Source organism: Neolewinella aurantiaca (genome assembly GCF_008014675.1).
Lineage (GTDB): Bacteria > Bacteroidota > Bacteroidia > Chitinophagales > Saprospiraceae > Neolewinella > Neolewinella aurantiaca.
This window is the reverse complement of sequence record NZ_VOXD01000008.1, coordinates 130,835-151,113: the sequence shown is the minus strand read 5'-3', so window position 1 is coordinate 151,113 and position 20,279 is coordinate 130,835. Positions and strand designations below refer to the sequence as shown.

General features: G+C 53.4%; 14 protein-coding genes. 7 read left to right on the top strand and 7 right to left on the bottom strand.

The window, feature by feature from the left end:
- The first annotated feature begins 15 nt into the window (after positions 1-15).
- The 6 genes from FUA23_RS07210 to FUA23_RS07185 all read left to right on the top strand — a co-directional run bounded on the left by FUA23_RS07210 (position 16) and on the right by FUA23_RS07185 (position 8,854).
- Positions 16-2,619, top strand: coding sequence for a TonB-dependent receptor (locus FUA23_RS07210; RefSeq protein ID WP_147930058.1), 2,604 nt, complete (start codon positions 16-18; stop codon positions 2,617-2,619).
- 69 nt (positions 2,620-2,688) lie between these two features.
- Positions 2,689-4,002 carry an MGH1-like glycoside hydrolase domain-containing protein gene (locus FUA23_RS07205; RefSeq protein WP_187270924.1) on the top strand — a complete coding sequence of 438 codons (1,314 nt, stop codon included), beginning with the start codon at positions 2,689-2,691 and terminating at the stop codon, positions 4,000-4,002.
- A gap of 5 nt (positions 4,003-4,007) precedes the next feature.
- On the top strand, positions 4,008-5,612 hold the full coding sequence (locus FUA23_RS07200; RefSeq protein ID WP_147930056.1) for a sodium:solute symporter: 1,605 nt from the start codon (positions 4,008-4,010) through the stop codon (positions 5,610-5,612).
- Complete coding sequence (locus tag FUA23_RS07195; protein ID WP_147930055.1) at positions 5,612-6,484, top strand: ROK family protein; 873 nt, start codon at positions 5,612-5,614, stop codon at positions 6,482-6,484. Before FUA23_RS07200 ends, FUA23_RS07195 begins: the two co-directional genes overlap by 1 nt.
- Complete coding sequence (locus tag FUA23_RS07190) at positions 6,481-7,587, top strand: glycerate kinase family protein (protein WP_147930054.1); 1,107 nt, start codon at positions 6,481-6,483, stop codon at positions 7,585-7,587. The genes FUA23_RS07195 and FUA23_RS07190 overlap by 4 nt, the downstream gene beginning before the upstream one ends.
- A gap of 358 nt (positions 7,588-7,945) precedes the next feature.
- Positions 7,946-8,854 (top strand): sugar phosphate isomerase/epimerase family protein, encoded by a 909-nt coding sequence (locus FUA23_RS07185; RefSeq protein WP_147930053.1) that lies wholly within the window; start codon positions 7,946-7,948, stop codon positions 8,852-8,854.
- Positions 8,855-8,937: 83 nt separating this feature from the next.
- Here the strand turns inward: FUA23_RS07185 and FUA23_RS07180 are convergent, their stop codons facing one another.
- Together FUA23_RS07180 and FUA23_RS07175 are read right to left on the bottom strand one after the other, a co-directional pair.
- Positions 8,938-9,687 carry a LytR/AlgR family response regulator transcription factor gene (locus FUA23_RS07180; protein ID WP_147930052.1) on the bottom strand — a complete coding sequence of 250 codons (750 nt, stop codon included), beginning with the start codon at positions 9,685-9,687 and terminating at the stop codon, positions 8,938-8,940.
- Positions 9,687-10,724 (bottom strand): sensor histidine kinase, encoded by a 1,038-nt coding sequence (locus tag FUA23_RS07175; RefSeq protein WP_147930051.1) that lies wholly within the window; start codon positions 10,722-10,724, stop codon positions 9,687-9,689. Before FUA23_RS07175 ends, FUA23_RS07180 begins: the two co-directional genes overlap by 1 nt.
- A 492-nt stretch (positions 10,725-11,216) precedes the next feature.
- Between FUA23_RS07175 and FUA23_RS07170 the strand changes: the two genes are divergently transcribed.
- Positions 11,217-13,745 carry an outer membrane beta-barrel family protein gene (locus tag FUA23_RS07170; protein WP_147930050.1) on the top strand — a complete coding sequence of 843 codons (2,529 nt, stop codon included), beginning with the start codon at positions 11,217-11,219 and terminating at the stop codon, positions 13,743-13,745.
- 605 nt (positions 13,746-14,350) lie between these two features.
- On the opposite strand, the gene FUA23_RS07165 is transcribed toward FUA23_RS07170, so the two are convergent.
- From FUA23_RS07165 to FUA23_RS07145, 5 genes are all read right to left on the bottom strand, one after another.
- Entirely contained in the window at positions 14,351-16,237 is a 1,887-nt protein-coding gene (locus FUA23_RS07165; protein ID WP_147930049.1) for an AAA family ATPase, read from the bottom strand.
- Positions 16,234-17,961, bottom strand: a complete 1,728-nt coding sequence (locus FUA23_RS07160; RefSeq protein ID WP_147930048.1) for a restriction endonuclease subunit S — start codon at positions 17,959-17,961, stop codon at positions 16,234-16,236. The genes FUA23_RS07165 and FUA23_RS07160 overlap by 4 nt, the downstream gene beginning before the upstream one ends.
- Positions 17,962-18,034: 73 nt before the next feature.
- Entirely contained in the window at positions 18,035-18,475 is a 441-nt protein-coding gene (locus tag FUA23_RS07155) for a type II toxin-antitoxin system VapC family toxin (protein ID WP_147930047.1), read from the bottom strand.
- Positions 18,475-18,753 carry a hypothetical protein gene (locus FUA23_RS07150; protein ID WP_147930046.1) on the bottom strand — a complete coding sequence of 93 codons (279 nt, stop codon included), beginning with the start codon at positions 18,751-18,753 and terminating at the stop codon, positions 18,475-18,477. Before FUA23_RS07150 ends, FUA23_RS07155 begins: the two co-directional genes overlap by 1 nt.
- 48 nt (positions 18,754-18,801) lie before the next feature.
- Positions 18,802-20,241 carry a class I SAM-dependent DNA methyltransferase gene (locus tag FUA23_RS07145; protein ID WP_147930045.1) on the bottom strand — a complete coding sequence of 480 codons (1,440 nt, stop codon included), beginning with the start codon at positions 20,239-20,241 and terminating at the stop codon, positions 18,802-18,804.
- Positions 20,242-20,279 lie beyond the last annotated feature (38 nt).

Here is a 20,279-nt window from a genome sequence, read left to right as displayed (position 1 = left end):
ATGCAATCATTAGTAATGAAACTCAAATTAAATACCTCTATCGGTAGCTTGCTATTCATACTCCTTGCTACTTTCCTTTGTAGCGCCCTTACCGCTCAGGCAACCCTGAGCGGTACGATCACCGATAAAGACCAGGAAGGTCTGATCGGTGCCAGCGTATTCGTTACGGGCACAAGCACCGGTACCGTCACCGACTACGATGGCGCCTACAGCCTGAGCATCCCCGCCGGCACCTACACCATCCGCTTCTCCTACACTGGCTACCGCACCATGGAGAAATCGTTTACCTTCACGGACGGGCAAACGGTTACCGAAAACGTAACCCTGGAAGCGGACAACCTTTCGCTGGACGAAGTAGTCGTCACGGGTTCCTTCACCGGCCGTACGCAGAAAGCTTCGCCGATGTCGATTACCCTCATCAATGCGGAACAACTGCAGCGCCTCAGCAGCAACTCGCAGGCCGATATTCTGCGGGGTGTTCCCGGCATCACCGCCGAAGGCGGGGGGGGCGAAGTAGCTTCTAACATCTTCGTGCGGGGCCTTCCTTCCGGAGGTCAGTACCAGTTCACGCCGCTTCAGGTAGACGGGATGCCCGTACTGAGCACTTTCGGCCTGAACTCTTCGGCGCACGACGTTTACTTCCGTAACGATATCGGGATTCGTAACCTGGAGTTCACCCGGGGGGGCTCTTCCACTCTTTTCGGAGCCGGAAGCGTAGCCGGTATCATCAACTACACCAGCATCACCGGCACAGCTACTCCCGACAATAAGGTGCAACTGGAATGGGCCGAAGGTGGCCGTGCGAAACTGGACATCCTCTCCTCCGGGCCACTGGCTGATAACCTCTTCTATGCCGTTTCCGGGTTCTACCGCTACGATGAAGGTCCTTTAAAAACCGGTCTCGCCACCCGTGGCCACCAGATCCGGGCCAACATCAAAAAGCTGTTCAACGAAGGAAAAAGCTCCTTTACGGTGTACGCACAGTCGATCGACGATAACGTCCAGTTTTACCTTCCGTACCCACTGGCCAACGATGCAGGCCAGAGCGAGCGGCCCGTAGGTAACGACGGAGAGACAGTGTTTACCACCCTCACCGATCAGGCTGCCGGCTATTCATTCGATACGCCTTACGGCCGCTTCGAATCTCCCATCGCCGACGGTGTAACCACCAAAGGTGGCTACATCATGGCCCAGCTCAACCACAGCTTCGACAACGACTGGCGACTATCGGCAAAAGCTAAATCAGCTAAGTACGAGCACGGCTTTAACCTCTTCCTGGATGGCGACGGTGTCCGCAACGTACCCGAAGGACAAGATACTTACCTCAGTAACCGCGACCTCCCCGCTGATGCAACCTTCACTTACGTAGACGATGGTACTGAACTCGCAGCAGGTGACCTCCTTTTCGAAAACCGGATACTGGACCGCGACCGCCCGATGGAAGAAACCGTTGGTGAGATTCAGTTGACCAAAACAGCCGGAAACCACAGTTTCAGCTTCGGCACCTTCGTGTCCGATACCCGGGCCGAGGACAACAACTGGATATCCAACTTCCTGGGTGATTTCCGTAATGCCCCCCGGACCGTTAACCTGACCTACACCAATGATATGGGCGAGGAAGTGTCCTACAGCACGGGAGGTTTCATCGATGGCCGCCAGACCGCCAACCGCCACCACCGCAGCACCAAAGTCGCCTTCTACGCCGGTGATCAGTACCAGGGAGAGCGCTTCAGCCTCGATGTCGGTTTACGCTGGGAAAATGCTACCGGAAAGATTGTCCGCGAGGACGGGGTGGGCAGCAACAACTTCCAGAAAGGAACGGTGTCGGCCAGCGATTTTGCAGTAGCGGTAGCGGGCCTTTACAAAGTCAATCCGGACCTTAATATTTACGCTAATGCTTCGCGGGGATACTTCTTTCCGGAATTGAGAGGAGTTGGTTTTTCCGCCCCCGGCAGCCCACTTTCCTACGAACCCGAAACGATCATTCAGGGAGAACTGGGCGCTAAGTACGGCAAGAATAAGCTGGCAGCTACTGCCGCTCTTTACTACGTCAATCTGTCTGACCGCAGAAACGTCGATTTCATCAACGACCCCAACAACCCCGGTAGCGTAATCGAGCAAGTGCGTCTGCAAAGCACCCGTACCGTCGGCGTCGAAGCAAGCCTGAACTACAGCGTAAGCGACGACCTGAACCTGTACGGTAACGTAACCCTTCAGGACCACGAATTCACGAAGGTGGAAGGCAACGAAGATCAGGTGGGCAACGAGCTGCGCCGCCAGCCCAACGCCATCGGGCTCATCGGAGCCAACTACGATAACGGCAGCATTGATGCCGGCCTCTCGGCTAACCTGCTGGGCAGCAAGTTTGCCAACGACGCCAATACCGTTGAACTCGAAGGTTACAACATCGTCCGTCTCGACGGCGGGTACACTTTCGATCTGGGAAAAAAGCAGACCATGCGCCTCGGCTTTCAGGTATCTAACCTGTTCGACAGCGATGGCGTAACGGAGGGCTCACCCCGTCAGGCCGATAGCCAGAGCGGAGGAATCAGTGATTTCTTCGTGGGGCGCCCCATTCTTCCCCGCCGACTTTTTGTCCGCGTCTCTTTTGATTTTTAGACCTACTCTAACCTGTTTTCGGGGCGGGGATTCCTAATGAATTCCCGCCCACTTTTATTAGCTAAGATTATGACTAAACAAGAACTGCTCCAAACCGCCAGGGAAACACTGGAGGCCAATTGGCGTGCACCTGGATTTTCTGTGCCTTCGGGAAGACTTTACCCTTTTCAATGGAACTGGGATTCAGGATTTACCAGCATCGGAAATGCACACATAAACCCCCAACGGGCACTCCGGGAAATGGAAACCCTTTTTACCGGCCAGTGGGCCAATGGAATGGTGCCTCATATCATTTTCCATTCCGAAAAGGAGACCACTTACTTCCCCAACTTCGACTTTTGGGACACAACCGTTAACGCGGGAGCTCCCCAACGACCAAAAACTTCGGGCATTACCCAACCTGCCGTCCACGGCTTCGTGCTGGAGCACCTTCTGAACACCTTCCCCGATGATGCCGCTACCATCGCGACGGTAAAAGCCTTATTCCCGAGGGTCGTCAACAGTCACCGCTTTTTATATATCTACCGGGACCCGGAAAGGGAAGGGCTGATGTTTATGTACCATCCCTGGGAAACCGGGCGCGACAATTCTCCGCTCTGGGATGCCTCTATGGACCGGATCGTGATCGATAAAGGTACCTTGCCCGCCTACACGCGGCAGGATACCAAGATTGCCGCAGCCGACGAACGCCCAACCGCCGATCAGTACGACCGTTACGTGCACCAACTCGAACTCGGTAAGCGCAACGGCTACGATGGGCCAGGCATCTTTGCCGAAAGTGAAATCCTCATCCAGGATACCCTGATGAATGCTTTGCTCATCAAATCCAACGCCAGCCTGATCCGTATCGGTCAGCGCTTCGGCTTCGATGTCGGAGAACTGGAAGAATGGCAACAACAATCCACCAGGGCTTTCCAGCAAAAACTATGGCACGAGGAGCTGCAGACCTTTGTTCCCTACGATGTTCGGGCCGGAGCGCAGATCGCAGAACGCGAAATCGGAAGCTTCACGGCTTTGTCGGCAGGCATCGCCTCTGATAAGCAGGCAAAAATTTTGAACGATTACCTGCAAAGCCTTCACGACCGCGGGTTCTACCTCTGCCCCAGCTTCGACCCCGACAGCCCTCACTTCGACTCCAGGCGCTACTGGCGCGGCCCCATCTGGCCGCACATGAACTGGCTGATTCACGACGGACTCAAAAACTACGGCTTCGGAAAAATGGCGGAAGTTGTTCGTAACGATGCCATTCATCTTATCCGGGAATTCGGTTTTTACGAGTATTTTGATTGCCAGAAAAACACGGCTCCTGATTTAACCCAGGGCTACGGTGGTGATCAGTTCTCCTGGACAGCTGCCTGCCTGATTGACCTTATAGAAACCTGATCGATATGAACCTTTTTGACTACGCCATCATTGCCGCCTATCTTTTGTTCTTTCTCTGGCTGGGCAAGAGGTTCAGCGGAAATCAAAACGGTAAAGACTACTTCCTGGGCGGAAAATCCTTTGGCTGGGGAGCGCTCTCTCTCAGTACCATCGCTACCCAGCTTTCTGCCATCAGCTTCGTTTCTGCGCCGGCCTTCGTTGGCATCAAAGAAGGCGGCGGTATGGTTTGGCTAACCTACGAGTTTGCCGTTCCTCTCGCTATGCTTTTTCTGATGGCGGTACTGATTCCGCCACTGTTCGAAGCTAAAATTGTCAGCGTTTATGCTTACCTCGAACAGCGGTTCGGCCGCTCTACCCGGATGTTGCTCAGCGGCGTCTTTCAGGTCAGCAGAGCATTTGCGACCAGTGTGATGATTTATGCGGTTGCCCTCATCCTGACCAGTGTAATGGCCATCCCGATGTGGCAAACCATCCTGGGCATCGGTTTGGTCACCTTACTGTACTCCCTTCAGGGCGGAATGAAAGCAGTAGTCTACGGAGACGTCATCCAAATGGTAGTGTTGACCCTCGGCATCGTTATCTGTCTGGTGGCTGGCCTTTATTACCTTGGCGGCTGGGAAAACTTCGTGGCTCAGGTAGATCCCGACCGGCTGAGAGCGGTTGATTTCGATAATCTGGGCATCAGCGAGGGCGACGAGTTTGGCTTTTGGCCGATGCTCATCGGAGGATTCTTTCTCTATGCCTCTTATTACGGAACGGATCAGTTTCAGGTACAGCGCCTGTTTTCAGCTCCCAACCGGAGTACGCTCAACAAAACCCTGCTCAGTAACGGATTGCTTCGCTTTCCCATTACGCTGACTTACTGTGTTATGGGCCTGGTACTCGGCACCCTCGTACTGCAGGACCCGGCCTTCCGGGCGGCCATCCCGCTGGATAAGCCCGACCTGATGGTTCCGGTATTCATCCGGGACTATTTGCCGCACGGCCTGATGGGCCTGCTGATCGTTGCCATTTTTTCGGCGGCGATGTCGTCGCTCAGCTCTGCCGTCAACTCGCTTAGTGCGGCTACGGTGGAAGATTTTTTTCATTCCCGCAGGGAGCTGTCCAACAAAGAATACATCCGGTATTCCAAAGGAGCGGCGCTTTTCTGGGGCATCGTCTGTATCATCCTGGCTTTCTTCACGGGAGACATCGCTAAGACCGTCATCGAGGCGATCAACAAAATCGGGTCGGTTTTCTACGGCCCGATGCTGGCGACTTTCCTGGCGGCTATCCTGCTCAAGCGGGTGCATGGCCGCGCCGCGAACCTCGGAATTCTGGCGGGCGTGCTGGTTAATGTTTACCTGTGGTTATGGGTACCTTCTGTATTCTGGTTCTGGTGGAATGCCGTAGGGGCCGTTGTTACTCTGGGCGTAGGCTACCTGAGCAGCTTCGTTATCCCGGCTAAGACGAGGGCAGACGATTCTGTTTCCGGGCGCAGCGACGCAGGTGCAGTGGTGGTTGAGGAAGCAATGATCGGAACAGAGATAGCTATGAGCAAGGTTCTGCTTCTCGTCGGGTTCTTTGTGCTCATCGTCCTGTTGAGTGTGTACTTCCCTAAATTCTTCTGATGACGAGCCAATTTCTGGGAATAGACATCGGTGGCAGCCACATCACCTCACTTCCGTTACGCCGGGAAGGAGGGAAAATGGTGCCCGCCGGCATAACCGCAACCACCAAAGTTGATGCTTTTCTGGACAGGGAGAGCCTCCTCCAGGCCTGGATCGGCCACCTCAAACAGCAAGAGGTGCACGCATCCGGAGCCATCGCCATCGCAATGCCCGGCCCGTTCGAGTATGCGTCCGGAACCGCCCGGTTCAAACCGGGCCTGAAAATGGGCGCGCTGAACGGGCTCGACCTGCGGGCCACGCTCCTCCGGGAACTGCCGCAGCTCCGGGCGGTGTACTTCGAGAACGACGCAGCCTGTTTCGGGCTGGGAGCAGATCAGAAATTCCGCAGCGCCGGCCACCGGCGCCTGATGACGATAACTCTGGGCACGGGGATCGGCTCTGCGTTTGTAGAGGATGGTCGGCTGGTGAAGGCTATGCCGGGTCTCCCGCCCGGAGGCGAAATTTACCAGGTGCCCTTCGGAGAAGGAATCGCCGATGACTTTTTCGGTACGCGCTGGTTTACGCATTTCGCTGAAACGGAGTTCGGCATCATAGTGCCTGATCTGCTCGCGCTGATCGGCGCCGCAACGCCCGCCGAACTGGAGGAGATTTTTGCGGCGTACGCCAGCAACCTGTTGGAACTACTGCTCCCGGTCTGTCGGAAGTTCAGGCCGGAGACCCTGGTCCTGGGTGGCAACATTGCCCGTGCTTACCCCCGCTTTGCACCTGCGTTCGCGCCTGAACTGGAAAAAATGGGTGTACATATTTACGCTGTACCGCAAGAAGCGGAAATGCTCACGTGCCTTGGTGCCGGTCAAATTATTCCTGTATGAACGTTCTCATTGCCCCCGATAAATTCAAAGGCTCACTCTCCGCAAACAGCGTTTGCGAGGCGATCGCCACCGGAATTCGCCGCAAATACCCTGCCGCGAAGGTAGCGTACCATCCCCTCGCCGACGGCGGAGACGGTACGCTGGATATCCTCGAGGATCACCTGAACCTGATGCCGGTAACCGTAGCGGCCCGTGATCCGCTGGGGCGGCCCCTGCGGGGCCGCTACCTGCTGGGTTTCGACTTCGCTTTCATCGAAGTCGCCACGGCATCCGGGCTGGTGCTGCTGACGCCCGAAGAACGAAACCCGCTGCACACCAGTACGTTTGGCACCGGAATGATGCTGGCCGATGCGCTGAACCGCGGCGTACGCACGATTTACCTGCTGCTGGGGGGCAGCGCCACCCACGACCTGGGGACGGGAATAGCAACCGCCCTCGGCTTCCGCTTCCTGGCCGAAGACGGCAGCGAAGTGCCGCCCAACGGCGCCGGGCTGGAGCGCATCCACCGGATCGTTCCGCCGAAAGCGAAACCATGGGAGAAAACTGAAATTGTGTTGTTGTGCGACGTGACCAACCCGCTGATCGGTCCCCGCGGCAGTGCCCACGTGTACGCCGCGCAGAAAGGAGCCGACGCCGCAATGATCGACCGTTTGGAAAACGGAGGCCAAATCCTGGGCCGGCAATTCGATGAATTTGCCGCGGCGGATGTTTCCACCACCGCCGGAGGCGGTGCTGCGGGCGGAATTGCCGCCGGCCTCTGCGCACTGCTGGGCGCCACGCTCCGCAGTGGCTTCCAGACCATCAGCGAACTCACCGGGCTGGAAGCAGCCATCGGCCGCGCCGACCACGTGATCACCGGCGAAGGCCGGCTGGACGAACAGTCGCTCGAAGGCAAAGTGGTGGGTGGTGTGATCGGGAGTTGTGTCAGGCAGGGCAAACCTTACTCCGTAGTGGTGGGCAGCAACATTCTGTCGTCCGGTTTCGATTGGCCCGGAGAAATGGCCGGCGTGTTGGAGGTGATGTCGCTGGCGGGTTCGACCGAACAGGCCATGGAGGAGGCCGCTGGCTTCCTGGTGCAGCTGGGGGAAAAGGTGAAGCTGTAAAACGGGACCGGTGAAGCGAGGGTAGGGTAGGGCCGTAGGTCCGTCTCTCGTAGCACAGGGGTTTTCCCCTGTGTTTTCGTTATGAATTTCGTGTTTGAACCGTAGCTCTCGTAGCACAGGGGTTCACCCCTGTGTTTTCGTTTTTGGGGCTCGCCCCCACGTTTTCGTAAACTCTTAGGGGCCGTGGTTGAAAGAATGGGGGCACCTCATTTGGTTACACACAATTCTGAAATTCCCAACGCAGACCGCGCCAGGATTCCTACCTTGCCGTCTGTTCGCAGTTTTATCGGTGGTGTTTTCAATTGCGAGGGCCACCGGAGAGCAGTCGCGTCCTGATAATGGTATAAACAATAAAGCAATGATCAAGCAAATATTCCCCCTCTTCCTTTTATTCTTTACCCTTGCCGCCTGCAACGACAGTAAACCGGAAACCGCTGCAGAAGCGCCCGCAGCCGAGCAGGAACTCGACGTTACCACCGATTTTGGTGGCCTTGCCCTCTACACCCTGCGCGACACCCTGGCCGGAGACCCGAAGGGCGTGCTCAAAAAGGTGGCAGACCTCGGTTACAAATACATCGAAGCGGCGGGCTACAAAGAAGGTAAGTTCTACGGCATGACGCCCACCGAGTTCAAAAACTACCTCGCAGAGGTTGGCCTCACTCCCATCAGTTCTCACCACAGCGACATCACGATTGAAACTACCGATCAGGTAGTAGCCGACCTCAAAGAAGCCGGCTTCCAATACCTCGTAATTCCCATCCCTCCCATGGGCGCGTTCACTTATGACGCCGAAACCAAGACGCTGGGCATGAACCAAAGTGCGGAAATGGTGATGAAGAACGTCAACGCTATTGCCCAGAAATGTGCCGATGGTGGCATCCAGTGCCTCTACCACAATCACGACTTCGAGTTCATGGCCGGCGAAGACGGCATCGTCCCGATCGATTACTTCATCGAGAACTCCGATCCGGAAATCCTCAACTTCCAGATGGACCTGTACTGGGTCACCAAAGCCGGCGCCGACCCTGTTGCCTACTTCGATAAAGCGCCCGGCCGCTTCAAGGCGTGGCACGTGAAGGATATGGACGATCAGGGCCGCTTCGCTCCCGTCGGCGAAGGCAACATCGACTTCAAACGAATCCTGGCCGCCCGCGAAAAATCAGGCATGGAGTTCTACCTCGTGGAGCAGGACATGTGCTTCAACCACACCGCCCTCGAGGCCATCGCCATCAGCCACAAAGGATTGCGGGAGATCGGATTTGAGTAAACACAGAGGTGGGGAATTGTCCACTTTGACTCCCGACTCCCGACTCCGATACTCCCGACTCCAAACTCCCGACTCCAAACCTCCTACTTCAACAGCCGGTCTTCGATCATTTCCTTGAAGGCGGGGCGGTAAGTGTCGCTCACCGGCACCAGCGTTCCGTTGATGAGTACTTCGTCGCGGTAAACTTCCTCGACCCATTTCAGGGCGATGATGTAAGAGTGGTGAACGCGGACAAACTCGTTGGAAGGAAGCATTGCCGTCAGCTTTTTGAGGCTTTGCAGCGTCGTTATTTTCTTGGCCGACGTGTGGATCCGGACGTAGTCTTTGAGACCTTCGATGTACAGCACGTCGGCGAAGTTGACGCGGACAGACTTCGTCCCGTCCTTCACGAAAAGGTATTCGGGTAAGGTGTCCTGTTCCGGCGCGGCCGCAGGTGCAATGCCGGGCTGACCGGGAGCAGGGTGGGGCAGGGTGCGCGCTTTGTTCTGACGGATCTTTTCTATGCACTTCAAAAACCGCTGGAAGGTGATGGGCTTGAGCAGGTAATCGGTCACGTCGAGTTCGTAGCCTTCGATGGCGTATTCGGAGTAAGCCGTGGTGAGCACCACGATCGGCTTTTTCTTGAGGATCTTGAGCAGGCCGATGCCGGTGATCTCCGGCATCTGAACGTCGAGAAAGAGCACGTCGGGCTCGTTTTCTTTCAGGAACTCGAGGGCCTCCAGCGGGCTGGAGAGGGAGGCGAGAAGCTCGATCCCCGGGATTTTTTCGACGTACTGGGTCAGGAGTTTACGAGCCATTGGCTCGTCTTCGACGATCAGGCAGGTGAGGGTCATCAGAGGGTAATTTTGAGGTTGACGCTGTAGCGTTCGTCATCTTCGGTGACGTCGAGTTGGTGATTGCCCGGGTAGCTCAGATCGAGGCGACGGCGGACATTGGCCAGGCCGAGGCCGGAGGCCTCGCGCACGGTTTTTTCGTTGTGTTGGAGCACGCTGTTCGCGACCTTGTATACAATGGTGCCATCGTTGACCGTCAGGCTGACGGTAATCCAGGAGTTGCCGCCGTTGTTGCCGATGCCGTGCTTGAACGCGTTTTCCAGAAAGGTGATCAGGATGAGCGGCGTGACCCGGGCCCCGGCAATGTCTCCGTTCACCTCGAAGGTGATGGGAACCTCCTCGTTGAGCCGGAGCCGCTCCAGGTCAAGGTAGTTTTCCATATACTCGACTTCCTTACTGAGGGGAACTTTCTCGGCGTTGCTCTCGTGGATCATGTAACGCATCATGCCGGACAGCTTGGCGATGACCTCCGGGGTCTGGTCTGATTGGTTGACGGCCAGGTAGTAGAGGTTGTTGAGGGTGTTAAAGAGAAAGTGCGGGTTTACCTGCGCTTTCAAAAAGCGCAGCTCGGAGGTCAGTTGCCGGTTCTCGAGCTCGCGATTGTGGGCTTCGAGTTCGAAATAATCCTCTACGAATTTCATCAGGCCGACAAAAGCGGTAACGAAAAAAGCCGCTACGAACACATTCAGACCGAAGCGAAGGGAGTACATCCACGTATCGTCGTGCGTGAACCGGTCGAGCAGGTACTGTTTCCCGAGCAGGGCCAGGTAGGTCATCCCCAGGAAGATAGGTACGTACGTGATGAAGTACTGACCGATCTTCCCGGTTTTCAGCAGACGTGGCAGAAAGAAAAAGTAATTGACGTAACTGATCGCGAACAGCGAAATAACGTGGAACAGAAAATCGGGCATGATCCGTTCCCAGTCCGGTTCCCCTTTTCTACCGTAACTGATGTTGTAGAAAAAATAAGAAGCGTACATGGCCCAGAAAGCGACGTGCAGTAAGGTTTTCTTGTGACGTTGAAAGAAATTTTCCATTGCGTGGTGCTGACTTCAGCAGCGTTTTAGAGTAGAAGATTGGGCGGGTGATAATTTAAACCTCCGGTGCCGGCGTCAGCAATAGCCAATATAAGGCTCCGGGAATTTATCCCGGAAGTGGTGAACGTCGCCCTGAATAAGGTGCCGGTAGACCTAAGCCGGAGTGGTTTGGGGCAATTAGCGAGTGAAAAAGTCCCAAACCACTCTGACTTAGGTATAAATGCCAGACGGTGCTCGTGGTGCAAAAAGAACACTGGTGTTGGTTTGCGTCCGGTTATCATAGTATCGGCAAGGGTAAAGATAGAGGAGGGCAACAGCCCGGAGTCGTTGCATTCTACCATTGCCCCTTTTCTATCTACCATCCAGCAAAACGACTCTGAGATAACGGATATCAGGAGAAAAGCCGGATTGTCGATCCAATACACCTGACCGTCGAACGCGCTCATACCGCCCCGAAAAGCACCCGAAGTTTGTGTCATCAAATTAATAAAGATGAAGAAGCAATTCGCTACAAGGACGCCGAACGATTTATATACAACGACAGCTTTATCGCTGAATCAGTTTAGCCCCGGCTGGGGAACGACCCGGAACATCGGGCGGTATCCTGTCACTTCGGCGTTCCTCACCCTGCTCCTTATATTTTTACTCAGCACCTGCGTCAGCGCCCAAAGTATTAAAGGAAAACTTACCGACGGTATAACGCAGGAACCTCTGGGCTTCGCCAACGTAAGCGTTTATGATGCCAGCGATAAAATGGTGAAGGGAACCAGCACCGACTTCGACGGCAACTATGAACTTATTAACCTGCCGGCGGGAACTTACCGGCTGGAAGCCAGCTTCCTGGGGTACGCGACTGAAACCCAAACTGTAACCGTTACCGACGCTGAAACAACCGTAACCGTACCTACTATTGTACTGAACGAAGGCGGCAACAACCTCAACGAAGTAACCGTAACGGCCGAACGCGCCGTGATGGAACTCGGCCTGGACCGCAAGGTGTTCAACGTGGAAAAATCAATCGCCGCCTCCGGCGGCAACGCCGAGGACCTGCTGCGCGAAATCCCCAGCATCACCGTCGATCTCGACGGCAACGTATCGCTGCGGGGCTCCGAAGGCGTCCGCTTCCTCATCAACGGTAAACCCAGCGCAATCACCCAGCAAACCAACTTCCTGCAAACCCTCACCGCCTCCAACATCGAACGCGTCGAAGTGCTCACCAACCCCGGTGCCCAGTTCGACCCCGAAGGAACTGCCGGCCTGGTGAACATCGTCCTGAAACAAAAATCCGAAGACGGATTCAACGCCACCGTAAACCTCAACGGAGGTACCGGAAATAAATTCGACGGAAGCGTTGACGCCAACTGGCGCAAAGGAAAGTTCAACACCACCCTGGGCGTTAACGGCCGCTACGACGAACGCTTCTTCCGCGGATTCCGCGAGCAAACGGCCACTTTCGCCGATACCTCATACAGCCGTTACTTCGACTTCGACGGCCTGCGCCAAAACGAAAGCGCCGGCTTCAACCTCGGTACCGAATATACCCTCAATAAATACGCCTCCCTGGGCGTAAGCGGCAACTACCGCAAGAGCAGCGGAGAAAGCAGCAACCTGCGTACCACCGAGTTCTACGACGAAAACGGTGAACTCGATTACATCAGCAGACGCGTCGAAACAGAACCACAGGAAGGCGAGAACTTCGAAATCCGCGCCGATTACAATACCACTTTCGCCAAGCCGGGGCGCAACCTCTCGGCCAGCTTCCAGTACAGCGAAAACGAACGCTCGGAAGTAGAAAATTACGACGAATTCAACTTCGACCCCGAAGGAAGCCTGATCGGCGAAGACCTCCAGAACAGCCCCGCCTCCAACGGCAGAACCCAATACCTCGGCCAGATCGACTACTCCCATAAAATCGGCGAAGACTTCAAATTCGAAGCCGGATGGCGCTCTACTCTGCAGCGCATCGATAACATCGCCGATTTCAATATCTACGACTACGACCTGCAGGAATTCACCCGGGTAGACACCAACAGCAGCCGCTTTTTCTACGACGAAGACGTACACGCCGTGTACGGTACCTTCGGCGGCAAGGTCGACAAAATAACCTTCAGCGGCGGACTGCGCGCCGAGCAGGTGTACACCACCAGCTACCTGGCCGAACCAACGGGAGAAACCTTCACCAACGATTACTTCAAGGTGTACCCGAGTGTGTTCCTCGGCTACTCGCTCTCGGAAATGAGCACGCTGCAGGCCAGCTACTCCCGCCGCGTCAGCCGTCCGCGCGACCGCGATCTTAACCCTTTCGTCGACCGCGGCGACCCGCTGAACCTGCGTACGGGTAACCCTTTCCTCCTGCCCGAGATCATCAACAGCTACGAACTCAACATCCAGCAACGCTTCGGGCTCGGCACCTTTACCGGAGGTATTTACTACCGCGCCAAATCCGACCTCATCACCCGCGTAACCGAAACCCTGCCCGGCGGCGTGCAGATCGGCACTCAGGCCAACCTGGACAGTGGCCGCGACTACGGCGTGGAACTGATCACGACCCTGCGCCCCAGCCGCAAGTTCGACCTCACTGCCTCCGCCAACGCCTACCGCACCGAGCTGGACGGCAACCTGCAGGAAGGAGCCGTACAGGCCGATGGCTACAACTTCAGCGCCCGCCTCCAGGGAAGCTACGAGATGCCGTGGAACGTATCGAGCCAGTTCACTTACTTCTACCGCAGCTCCGGCGTAACCTCGCAGGGCCGCCTGAACGCCATGCAAAGCCTCGACCTCGGTTTCCGCAAGCCCATCCTGAACGACCTCGGCGCCATCACCCTCCGCGTCACCGACCTCTTCAACCAGCGCAAATTCGGTTACTCCACCGAAATCGACGGCCTCGTAACCAGCAGCGAATTCCAGCGCGAAAGCCGCATCGTGTACGTTGGCTTCACCTACAGCCTGCGCGAAGTGAAAGGCAAGAAAAAACCATCACAAAACCGCAGCGACGACGGCGGCGGCGGCGACGATTTCTAAATCCTCCCGCCCACAAGACTAAACTTGACAGGACATTAGTGAGAAGTATTGTTTTTTTAAACTCGCCCGGCCGCCTTTTGGTGGTTGGGCGGTTTTTTTTGGGAGGGGCATTCCTCCTGCTCCTGAGAAACGATGGGGCGGCGCGAACGCGGGTGCAGGGATGGTTTGTGGGAGGGGGAGGAGCTGTTTTATGGAATGCAAACCAAATTGTCGCTTTTAGGCTCCCCGGCTCCTGGTTGGGGAAAGAAAAGTGACGATTTAGTTTACGCCCGTGCAATGGTTGAGACGCTGTGCGTCGAATGTACGTTCCGATCAATGGACAGCGTATTCCCCAAGCATACCGGACCTGAAATCGGTTCAATTCCCGAAGGACGAATTAAGAGAGGCAAACCGGAACGGAAAGAAGAAACTCCACTGCAAACTGTCCGGCTAAAGCCGACCACCTCAACGAGCATTGGCTAGAAAGTATGAAGGGTAAGTCCGGAAAACCCCAATCTTGACCCTTACAGTTTTGTTGCTGCCAGTAGACTTAAGCGCTCCATCGCTTGACCTACGATTGGGGTGTCTGGGAAAACAATAAAACTCTATCCTAAGCCTACTGATAATCAGATCTTCGACTTAATAAACTCAAACATCGGCCGGAAAAATTCAAAGTGTGCAGCATCAATTTTAGGGACGATAATCTTAGAAAAGTCAGTTTTACGCTTTTCCCTGAAACTGATAATCTGCCCGCCACCAGGCTTACTCAAAATCTCGAAGAATTCATGTGTTTGGGGATCACCATAGAAAAGATGTTCGATCGCTAATTTGGATTCTCCCAGATAGGTAGTCTTTTCTGATTTGTTTTTGATTACTTGCCCCTCAATTGCTGGAATCTCTGGTACAGGTAGTAACAAAGCGTAGCTATTCTTAGCTTTTATCTTCTTAACTAATCCCTTGTATGGATCGTTTTCAATTATCTCTTCAGTGGCCAAGCTATTCCATTGATCGTAAGCCATGTCGAAGTCGAAAAGACCAAATGCCGGCTGACCGTTCAGCTCTTTCAATATTTGCTGGTCTATGAGTAATAGTCGCAAGTACGTACAACCAAAGGCAAACACAATATGAAAAGGAATTGGATCACTATATAGCTTACTCCAAGCGATTTTGAGAATGCGAGGATCGGTACTTCCTTCAGTAAAGAGAATAGGCTTATCTTCTATAGTAATCTGATTTATGATGCTAATGATCTGCTCATCTTCAGAGTACTTTATCATCTGAGCCGACAACTGTTCTATAGCGTAAGATTTTGGAACATTGATACAGCGCACCCCGTCACCAACGAAGTTAAAAAGATTCACGTCCCTACTATCGTGGGGAATCAGTGTTACGGCGCTGTGGCTGCTCATGAGTACATGGTTGTCCACGGTAGCATCATCCGCAATTTCAAACACCTGTGTCAAAAAATCAAACTGCCATTCCGGATGCAGAAACGAATCCGGCTCATCCAGCAGAGTAAGACAATTTTTACCCCGAAAAAGCTCTACAATTGTATAGATGTAGATCGACTGAAACTGCCCGTCACTAAAATGGTCAACCTCAGATTTTGTTCCGTCGGTTAGAGTCAGATTAAGTGAAATGTCATCCAGCATTTCAATTGTCCTTAGGTTGTCCAATTGACTGAATAGTTCCTGAGAATTCGTATCTGCAAAGGCCTGCTGAAATGCTTCAAGGTCTAGGTACAACTGATACACGTCATCGTAACTCGTCTCATCTTTGGGCGGCTTGTAGCCTTCGTCTCGTTCTTTCGCCTGTTCGGCTCGCTTGACTCCGTCAATTTGATCTAAGAATTTTTTTGTGATGCCTTTAGCCTTCCAAAAACTGGTCGCTTGATCAAATCGATCTACCTCGTATCCTTTTTTCCTCGCATAGTAAGGACGCTTTAGTGAGATGAAAACCTCATTACCAATTGAGACTATACCGAGCTTTTCTTTTATAAAAGCTTTCGCCTTACAGCCCTCTGGCTGTAATAAAAGAACCGATAGAAGTAAGGCTTTATAGTCCTTACCAATCCCGATAAACTCACGAATGTCTCCTTCGTTCGCTTCTTTCAAGTCACGTTTAAAGCCTTCTTCGTAGGCATAAATCAATCGAGCCACTTTCTCATTATGCCCAGAGTAATATAAGATCACATTATCGGGTAGATCTTCTTTGGCGACCTTCTTGATATCTTTTCTCTCTCCGTCTTCAGTCTTATAGTAGCGCTCCGCTATCCATTCCCAACCAACGAAGTGGTCACTTCCGTCGATTTCATATTCAAGTTCAAAGTCAAACCCAACCTGAAAATCTTTCTCATAGAGCTGCCGGAATATCTCAATCAATGCTTCAAACATATTAGACTTCCCCGTCCCGTTCTTCCCCACGAAAACGTCGATGAAGCTACTCCCCGTGAAGTTGAGCGCAAAGTCATTCAGGTTCTTATACTTACTCAGGTATAGCCGCTTCAGTCTCATGCTTCCACCTTTTCTGTAGCCGCCAACAACTCCCGCACCGAAGCCCGCAAAAAATCCGCCCCAACAACCTCCCGCTGCTCAATCCGCTCCTGAAGCTGATCGCATAGGGCCATCAACTCGTCCACGATCTTTACGATGGCGCGTTGCTCGGAGAGGGGAGGGAGGGGAATAAGAAATTTTGAAATGTTCCCCATACTGAGGTTTGGTCTTGCATTATCAACCTGTTTGTCATACATGTATGAGATACACGTAGGACTATTTAGAAAGAGTAGGAAGTATTCTCTGGAGGCTTGCTCTATTAGTCTGATGATTGTAACAGCCTGGTTAATATTAGCTACTATATCTAAGTTAAAAACGGCGGTTCTTCCGATTGAAGCTCCTACTATATTCATCAAAATGTCTCCTTTCCTCAGGATTGAGCGAGGCTCTATCTGATTGAATTTTTCTTCAACGTATTTTCTTCGCTTCCAGATAAGTTTAAAATTTCCAACATTTTCGCTTGTCACAAATAGTATTCCTTCTCCTTCATTTACATAACTAACCCCTTGCCATTTTGGAGATGATCCCTTCGTTATAACCTCGGTGGCATCTGCAAGGCGGCACCATTTCCATGATTTCGGTATATTGAAAGAAGTCTCTTTGGGTTCAATCAAAGGAGGCTTTTTAATCTTTTTGATAAATCCCTCCCGCACCAACCGCGCCTTCTCCTCCCCAATCCGCTCCAGCAAAACACTAGCCGGCTCCACCTCCGGATGCTCCTCTCGCCACCGCGCCGTCAGCTTCCCCTGCACCGCCAGCTCCAGAACCGCCTCCCGCAGCCGGTCCACCCCGTTTTGCTGGTCGAAGAAAGCCTGGAAGTGCGGCCGCAGGGCCGCCCAAGCGCCGGATGAATCGTCCCCCGTCAGCTGCCGCAGCGAGGCGGTGACGTAGTCTTGGCGGAGGGCGCGGAAACGGGTGGTTTGTTGTTCGAGTTCATCTACTTCCGCCAGGAGGCGGTTTACGGTGGCGACGATGGCGTGTTGTTCGGGGAGGGGAGGTAAGGGGAATAGTGTAGATTCCCATTTAGTCTTATTTATTATTGGAGTAGCCGAACCAGTGGCACGATCTATAATTGATTTATAGAAGTAATGCGTTGCGCAAACGTTCTTTACAACATCAGATAGTACTTCTATGGGGGTTAAAGTATTTATCTGCTGGTTACAGCTAACATCTATTGTATTGACTCCACACTTACCAATGCTACCTCCAATACATACCATCATCAGTGAACCAGACTGGATGAGACGTCCATTACTTAGTCCGGCTTTGGTTAATCCGATTTCAGGAAGTTCTACTCCTGAAAATTTTATGTTTGCAGGGTTAACAAACGGAATATAATTGCCCCAAAATTCAGGGTTTCTTTTTGAAGGTGTGTATCCAGTTTGAGTTATTCCTGTATCCCTAAGATAGCACCAAGACCAACTTTTAGGAAGTTTAAATGGATAATCAGCTTGTTCAATTTCTTGAAGTTTCTTCTCCTTCCGTATCACCTTCTCCCTTACCAACCTTACCTTCTCCTCCCGAATCCGCTCCAATAAAACACTGGCCGGTTCCACGTCCGGATTCTCCCGCCGCCACTCCTCCGTCAGCCGCCCACGGATGGCCAGCTCCAGGATCAGTGCCCGGATTTCTTTTGCGTTTTCTGGCCGGAGGCTGAGGGTGTCGAAGTACTTTAGGAGGTGCAAAGAGCGTTGGTTTTAATTCGTCGGCCGAGCATTGCGCTGGCCTGGCTTGGCCGATGGGTGGAGTGGTGAATACTTACTGAAGGAGTAAAACGTCGAAAAACTCACCGTCGAGGTGAGCGAAATCTTTGTCGGAGGTGATAAGTGCGGCGTTGGTAGCTACTGCTGTAGCAGCAATCCATACGTCGTTTTTGCCCATCTTGATGTGGCTGCCGGTTCGTTGCCTGGTGGGGTGAATGTTCCGGTTGAACTGCTCTATTTCGATGTAATGATCGATAATGTCTTGGTAGGTTAGTTCAACGATGACCAGCTTGTCGATCAGGCGCTGTATCAGCTTTAGCTTGCGGTCGCCCCATTTACTGGCACTAGCCAATACCATGATCTCAGCGACCGACACGATGGAAATAATGGCCTCGTTACCGGGATTGAACGGGCCATAGTTCTCTTCAATGAAAGAGCTCGTTTGGTCGTCCCTGACGTAAAAAAGCAGCACGTTGGTGTCAAGTACGTACTTCATTAATCCAATTCTTGCAGCAGCTCGTCAATAGACTTATCCCATTCCAGCTCACTTGCTTCCTTTCTGAACTCCGCCATGTCAAAATCAACCGGGGGGCGTTCTTTTTTAATGGCTTCCAGGTCAACCTTAGCCTTAATGTTTGCGTGGCGACTCAGATCAAGCGTGTATTTGGGGCGGGTAACTTTTTTTACCAGTTCCTCAATCATGTCTATCATATCTTCCTGAGAGATCGTCATGATCTCCTGAATGATGGCGTACTTTTTATGTTCTAAGGTCATGGCTTGTCAGTTTGTCTCAAGATAAGGAACACGGCTAAATCGATTTCGTTATGAGTTACTCAGTGCTTTATCCAACACCGCCATGATCTCCTCCTGAATCTTACCGATCTTCTTTTCGGATTTCTTCAGTTTCTTCAGCAGCACCTCCGGGCTTTCCAGGTTGTCGGCTTCCTCGTAGGGGTTCTTGATGTCCAGATTGTAATTGCGCTCCCGAATCTCGTCGATGCCGACGCGCCAGGCCTGTTTGGTTTCCTTGCGGTCGGTCCACCAAGCTTTCTCGGTGTCGAACTCCTCCACCGTGATCGGCTTCGACTTATTGTAGCTTTTGTAGCCTTCCGGGTAGGGGTGCTCGTAGTACCAAATTTCCTTCGTCGGCTTGCCTTTCTCGAAGAACAGCAGGTTGGTTTTGATGCTGGTGTAGGGCGCGAATACGCCATTGGGCAGGCGGACGATGGTGTGCAGGTTGCACTTCGTCAGCAACTCTTCCTTCAGGCGGGTTTTTACGCCTTCGCCGAACAGGGTACCGTCGGGCAGCACGACCGCCGCGCGGCCTCCCTTGTCTTTCAGTAGCCGGATGATAAGTGCCATGAACAAGTCCGCCGTTTCCTTAGTCCGGAACTTCTGCGGGAAGTTCGTTTCTGTTCCGTCTTCCTCCACTCCGCCGAAGGGAGGGTTGCTCAGGATGATGTCCACCTTGTCCTTCTTACTCCAGTCGGTATAGGGCTTGCTCAGGTAGTTGTCGCGTTTTACGGCGGGTACGTCGAAGTTGTGCAGCATCAGGTTGGTGGTGCACAGCAGGTGGGGCAGGGGTTTCTTCTCGATGCCACGGATGCCCGCCTGCAGGGTCTGCCGCTGCTTGGGCGTTTTCACCTTGTCGCGCAGGTGATCGATGGCGCAGGTCAGAAAGCCGCCCGTGCCGCAGGCGGGGTCCAGCAGTGTTTCGCCCAACTTCGGGTCGATGATGTCGACCATAAACTGCGTCACGCCACGCGGGGTGTAGTATTCCCCAGATGAGCCGGCCGATTGCAGTTCCTTCAGGATCGTTTCGTAGAGGTCGTTAAACAGGTGGCGCTCGCCCTGGTCGTTGAAGTCGATCTTATTGATCTCGTTGATCACCTGCCGGAACAGCGTTCCGTTTTTCATGTAGTTGTAGGTGTCTTCAAACACCGAGCGGATGATGGCGGCCTGGGGGTTGAGGCTCACGTCGAGTTCCTTCAGGGTTGGGAAGAGTTCGTTGTCAACGAATTCCATCAGCTGGTCGCCGGTCAAGCCTTCGTCGTCGGCCGCCCAGCTGTCCCATTTCAGTTGTTCTGGCAGGGGGCTTTCGTAGTTCTCGATCGTCACGTCCCATTCCACCTCTTTATCGGCGAAAATCTTCATGAAGATCATCCACACCATCTGGGAGATACGCTGCGCGTCGCCGTCTACGCCGGTGTCTTTACGCATGATGTCGCGTATGCTCTTGATGATGCCGGTGATGCTTGCCATGAGTAAGGGGGTAAAGGGTGAAAGAATTAAGGTGCGCG